Here is a 526-nt window from a genome sequence, read left to right as displayed (position 1 = left end):
CACACGACCATCAGAAGAACTTAAACCCGTTATCCCCTCAGGAGATCCGTTAGGGTTAAACGGATAAGCTTCCGTCGCAGAACCATAGTTATCAACATAACGCAATGCAACTTGAGACTGTGCCTGTAAGCTAGCTAGTGCATTGTCATTACTAAACTCAGCGCGCCCTTCTCCGTGCGCCACAGCGACCGGTATACGCGTTCCCGCCATTCCTTGCAACATGATTGAATTTGATTCTAACAACTCAATCATCACTGCACGCGCTTCAAATTGCTCTGAGCGATTACGCACAAAATGCGGCCATAAATCTGCACCAGGAATAAGCTCACGCAAGTTCGACAACATCTGACAGCCGTTACACACGCCCAAGACTAGGGTCTGATCACGATCAAAGAATGTTTGGAACTGATTCTTAACTTGCTCATTGAACAAAATCGATTTTGCCCAACCTTCACCTGCACCAAGTACGTCGCCATAAGAGAAGCCACCACATGCAACAAGCGCATTAAAATCAGCTAGATCTACG

1 protein-coding gene is annotated in these 526 nt (G+C 46.8%); it reads right to left on the bottom strand.

Annotated features, from left to right (window positions below; all coding sequences use genetic code 11):
* Positions 1–526: phosphoribosylformylglycinamidine synthase subunit PurQ (locus tag A3739_RS07700; protein WP_197472167.1), on the bottom strand; the 526-nt coding region annotated here is incomplete at both ends.

This window comes from Oleiphilus sp. HI0067 (genome assembly GCF_001635735.1).
Note: the sequence above shows the minus strand (reverse complement) of the source record. Positions and strands in the feature narration are given on the sequence as shown.